General features: G+C 23.6%; 5 protein-coding genes. 2 read left to right on the top strand and 3 right to left on the bottom strand.

Annotated elements, in window-relative coordinates; all coding sequences use genetic code 11:
• Positions 1–332 precede the first annotated feature (332 nt).
• Entirely contained in the window at positions 333–1178 is an 846-nt protein-coding gene (locus tag AVBRAN12637_RS09555; RefSeq protein WP_336615814.1) for a hypothetical protein, read from the top strand.
• A gap of 407 nt (positions 1179–1585) precedes the next feature.
• Here the strand turns inward: AVBRAN12637_RS09555 and AVBRAN12637_RS09560 are convergent, their stop codons facing one another.
• From AVBRAN12637_RS09560 to AVBRAN12637_RS09570, 3 genes are all read right to left on the bottom strand, one after another.
• Entirely contained in the window at positions 1586–1753 is a 168-nt protein-coding gene (locus tag AVBRAN12637_RS09560) for a hypothetical protein (protein WP_336615815.1), read from the bottom strand.
• A gap of 68 nt (positions 1754–1821) precedes the next feature.
• The gene (locus AVBRAN12637_RS09565) at positions 1822–2253 is read right to left on the bottom strand and encodes a cytochrome b/b6 domain-containing protein (RefSeq protein ID WP_336615816.1); all 432 of its coding nucleotides are present in this window, start codon (positions 2251–2253) and stop codon (positions 1822–1824) included.
• Positions 2243–3184 carry a 4Fe-4S dicluster domain-containing protein gene (locus AVBRAN12637_RS09570; RefSeq protein ID WP_336607268.1) on the bottom strand — a complete coding sequence of 314 codons (942 nt, stop codon included), beginning with the start codon at positions 3182–3184 and terminating at the stop codon, positions 2243–2245. Before AVBRAN12637_RS09570 ends, AVBRAN12637_RS09565 begins: the two co-directional genes overlap by 11 nt.
• 62 nt (positions 3185–3246) lie before the next feature.
• Here AVBRAN12637_RS09570 and AVBRAN12637_RS09575 point away from each other — a divergent pair, with 62 nt between their 5' ends.
• Entirely contained in the window at positions 3247–3852 is a 606-nt protein-coding gene (locus tag AVBRAN12637_RS09575) for a Crp/Fnr family transcriptional regulator (RefSeq protein ID WP_336615817.1), read from the top strand.
• Positions 3853–4177: the final 325 nt, after the last annotated feature.

Here is a 4177-nt window from a genome sequence, read left to right on the forward strand (position 1 = left end):
ACAATTATATAAGTGATTGCTCTAATGATGTTTATACAAATTATTTAAATAAATTAAAAGAAGAATTAAAATGAGTTGTAGTTTAGAATACACATTTTTATTTTTAATATAATTATTTGAATTATTTTTCATAATTAAATATATTAAATAAAATATTTTGATATTAATTATGCAAAAAAATATCAAGAAATATTCTTATTTTTAAATGAAGCAAAAAAGCAAATATTAATAAGATACAACTAGCTAAATATAACTAAAAGAATTTAAATTAGTGATAAAATCACAAGTATTATCTGATATAAAATAAAACATTTTGTTACAAGGAAATTAAAGTGGAAATTATCAATAAAAAGTGTGATATTTGTTCTTGTAAAATCTCAAAATTAACTTATAAAAAAGATTTAGGATTTATTAGTCTAAAATGTCCTAATTGTAATGCCTTGTATAGATTAAAAGACAAAATGTCTTTTGTTATGATAGATGCTGCTTTAGTGGATATTTCTCGTTGGGTTTGTGCATTGCTTTCTATTGTGCCTATTGCTTTATTGGATAAATTTATTAATAGCAGAATTATTCAAGTAGCAATATGGTTTTTAACTTTTTTGATTATTGCAAGTATTTTTTCATTCATTCATGATTATTTAGAATTGTTTATATTTTCAAAATTTGTTTTATTTGATAATAGTGAAACAATTGAAATTAAAAAATCTAGGTTAAGCAAATTAAAAGATTTTATGATTAATCTTAGTAAAAATATAAATATATTTTATAAAAAGTGCGATATTTGTTCTTGTAAAATCTCAAAATTAACTTATAAAAAAGATTTAGGATTTATTAGTCTAAAATGTCCTAATTGCAATGCTTTTTATGTTTTAAAAAGCAAGATTAATGGCTTTTCTTTTAGCAATGCTTTGAGTGTTATTTTTGGTTTTATTAGCGCTATTATTACAATAATTTTTGCCACTTCAAATAAGAATTTAGCTAATGAAAATTTTGTATTTTTTATCTTTATATTATTTGCGATTTTTTCAATATCTATCGCTATTTTTTCTATTATTGAACGTTATTTGAATATATTTATATTTTCTAAGTTTTTCTTGGTTGAAGATTTGAGTAAAATCAAAGCTAAAAGTAAAACAATAATAGACTATATTTTAAGCAAATTTAAATTCTTATAAATCATCATAAGCTTTAATTTATCAATGTTTGTTTAAAGTTTTCTTTTAAAGATTTAATAATAGTAATAACTACGAAATAATACAATAGACAAACTTTTTTATGCCTGTTATCTAACTTGAAAATACTTAATTTAATCTTAAAATATTAGTAGTTCTTAAAACTATATTTTGGTATTACAAAATAAATATAATATTTTTATTTGATTGTATGATTTATGCATTTTTTAGTAAAATTAGTAATAATTTTTGGCTTTGTTTAATACTTGCAAATTTGCTTAAAATTGTCCTTTGTTTTTACTAATTTTTCTTATTTTTATATTATGAAAATTTATTTTCTTAAGTATATTTCATCGGTATCAATTTCAACTAAACAAATAATCAAATTTATAATTTATTTCCAGTAAAGCTCATAGCATATTTAAAACCTTTTTAGCGGCTTTTACACCTTCATGCCATAATTCATGTCTTTGTAATACATATTTAGCATCAATTTTTCCACCAAACATAGCACCTAAAAGTGCTCTATTAGTCTTAAAAACAAAGGCAAATAAATGTATAAATATCCAAAAAATCATTAAAAACATTCCAATATTATGTAGTAATGCTGCTAAAAATATAGAGTTTTCACTAATTGAAATTCCTGCTAAATTTTTAAAGTTTTAATAAGCCCTGTAATAATTAAAACAGCCATAATAATTACAAGTCCTAAATACGCAAGGCGTTGTTCTGGTAGGTATTTTTCGCAAGGTTCTTCTTCTTTGTTAAAAATTATTGCATAGATTAATTTTATGCTTTTTTTAATATCACCTTTTTTTGGAAGCATTGAAAAATCTTTGCGTAAAATATAATATGTAATATGCAAAAATACAAAAAATATCAAGCTAATACTAAAAATATAATGAATCATCAAACTAATATAATAATCCACACTCCAAGACATTAAAGGTAATTTATAAATCATATATCTTTTTGCGACAGGCATTTGTAAAATACCACTAAAAATCAACGCAAAAACACTAATCATTATTCCTAAATGAGTTATTTGATTAAATATACTTTGTCTTTTAATTTTCATTTTTTTTCCTTAGTAAAACACCTGCTAAAACACCTGCAATCGGGCTTAATAAAACGCTTTTAATAATTTTGTCATTACTGGTTATTTTGTTATTTATATCTACTTTCATATGTGCTATTCCTTGGGTGTTGTTTGCGTGTTTTTTGCTTATTGCTTCTTGAATTTTTTCAAATGAAATCGGCGATACATAAAAAGTCGCAGTTCCGCCGTTTTGTTTATCTCCGTAAATATATGTGCCATCATCTTTGGCTAAATCTTTATATTCTTGTGCCTTTTTTAGGGCTAGTAATTTTATTTTTTCCTTATTTGCATATATCATTGCGTTTTTAGGACAAGCACTCACGCAAGCAGGAATGCTAATATCAGCACATAAATCGCATTTATACATAACTCCACCACCTGCTAATTTAGGTGCTATTTTAAGATAAACTCCAACTCCTGCTTGTCGTTGTGGTATGTGCCAAGGGCAAACATCTTTACATTTTGCTCCACCAAAACAAACATTAGGATTGATTTTAACCGCTGAATTATCTTTGCTAATTGCTCCAAAAGGACATATTTTAAGGCAAGTTGGGTCATCACAATGCATACAATGTCTTGGGATATTTATATTTTTATTATCTATGTTTAATTTTTCAACATAGATGAAATTATAAGGATTTAGCCTATTAATCTCATCTTTTTTGTCTTGATAATCTTCATAAAATTTTTGTGGATAATAATTTGGTATTTCGCTAATTGGTTTAGGAAAAACATCTTTATTTTTTAATTTACAAGCACTTACGCATAAAGGTGTTGCTAAATTAGCACAGCCATCGCAAAGGCTTAAATCAATTAGTTTTGCCATTTTTTCTTGATTAGTATTCGCAAAAACCTTGCTTACACTAGCAATTCCTGCGATTTTTAAAAAATTTCTTCTATCTAAACTCATAATATTCCTTTTTTTGATAAAGTATAAGAGTTTTTAAAAATTATGTATGTGATAAAGTTACAATGAAAAAGATTGAAGATTTTTTAAATTCTATATTTACAAATAATGAGCTAATTAAAAAATGTTTAGAAAAAGGTCTTTTTAAGACTTATAAAAAAGGTGATGATTTATGGGATTGTCAAGGGCTTATATTTATAATTGATGGAAGTATTAAGATATTTATTGATAATGGCATTAGAAAGATTGATATTTTTAATTTATCAAATGATGAATATTGCTTATTATCAGCTTCTTGCGTGCTAAATAATATTAGTTTTGATGTTAATATTGAGTTTGTAAAAAACACTAATGTTTGGGTAATTCCTAGCAAAGATTTAGAAGAATTAAGCGAAAAATATTTAGAATTTAAACAACTAAAATTAGACATTATTTCTAAAAGACTTAGTGAAATTATGCAATTTTTAGAAGATTTTGCTTTTATGCCGCTTTCAAATCGTGTTTTAAAATATATAAAAGATAATGCAAGTAATAATGAATTAAAAATCACTCACGAAGAATTAGCAAGAGTAGTAGGTAGCTCAAGAGAAAGTATTTCAAGGGTTTTAAAAGAGTTGAAAAATGATAATAAAATCTTGTTAAAACGAGGTGCTATTATTGTTTGTACTTAAAGAATTTAAAACAGGAGTTTAAAATAAATCTTAGATATTGCTAGATTTAAAATTTAAATTTCAAATTCAAATTCTTTAAAATTAAATTATATTTCTAATTGCAATACTAAAAATAAAGCTATTTAAAATAATTTGAAATAGAATTTTGGTTTTTTTATAATTATTTATATTATAAACTTCATCTATAAATCCTAATAACGATAAACTCCACCAAACTCTTAACTCCCAAGTATTTTCAACAATCAATTGCCACTAGTCCATTTCAAATAACTTAAAATTTTTTCACTAATTTTCATTTTTTTCAATTTTTTTAAAAAATATTTTT

This window comes from Campylobacter sp. RM12637 (genome assembly GCF_020137645.1).
Classification (GTDB): domain Bacteria; phylum Campylobacterota; class Campylobacteria; order Campylobacterales; family Campylobacteraceae; genus Campylobacter_E.

Bases quoted from the DNA above. Each gene is read 5' to 3' on its own strand.
- AVBRAN12637_RS09570 (WP_336607268.1), bottom strand. From the start codon at position 3,184: ATGAGTTTAGATAGAAGAAATTTTTTAAAAATCGCAGGAATTGCTAGT.
- AVBRAN12637_RS09575 (WP_336615817.1), top strand. From the start codon at position 3,247: ATGAAAAAGATTGAAGATTTTTTAAATTCTATATTTACAAATAATGAG.
- AVBRAN12637_RS09560 (WP_336615815.1), bottom strand. From the start codon at position 1,753: ATGATTTTTTGGATATTTATACATTTATTTGCCTTTGTTTTTAAGACT.
- AVBRAN12637_RS09565 (WP_336615816.1), bottom strand. From the start codon at position 2,253: ATGAAAATTAAAAGACAAAGTATATTTAATCAAATAACTCATTTAGGA.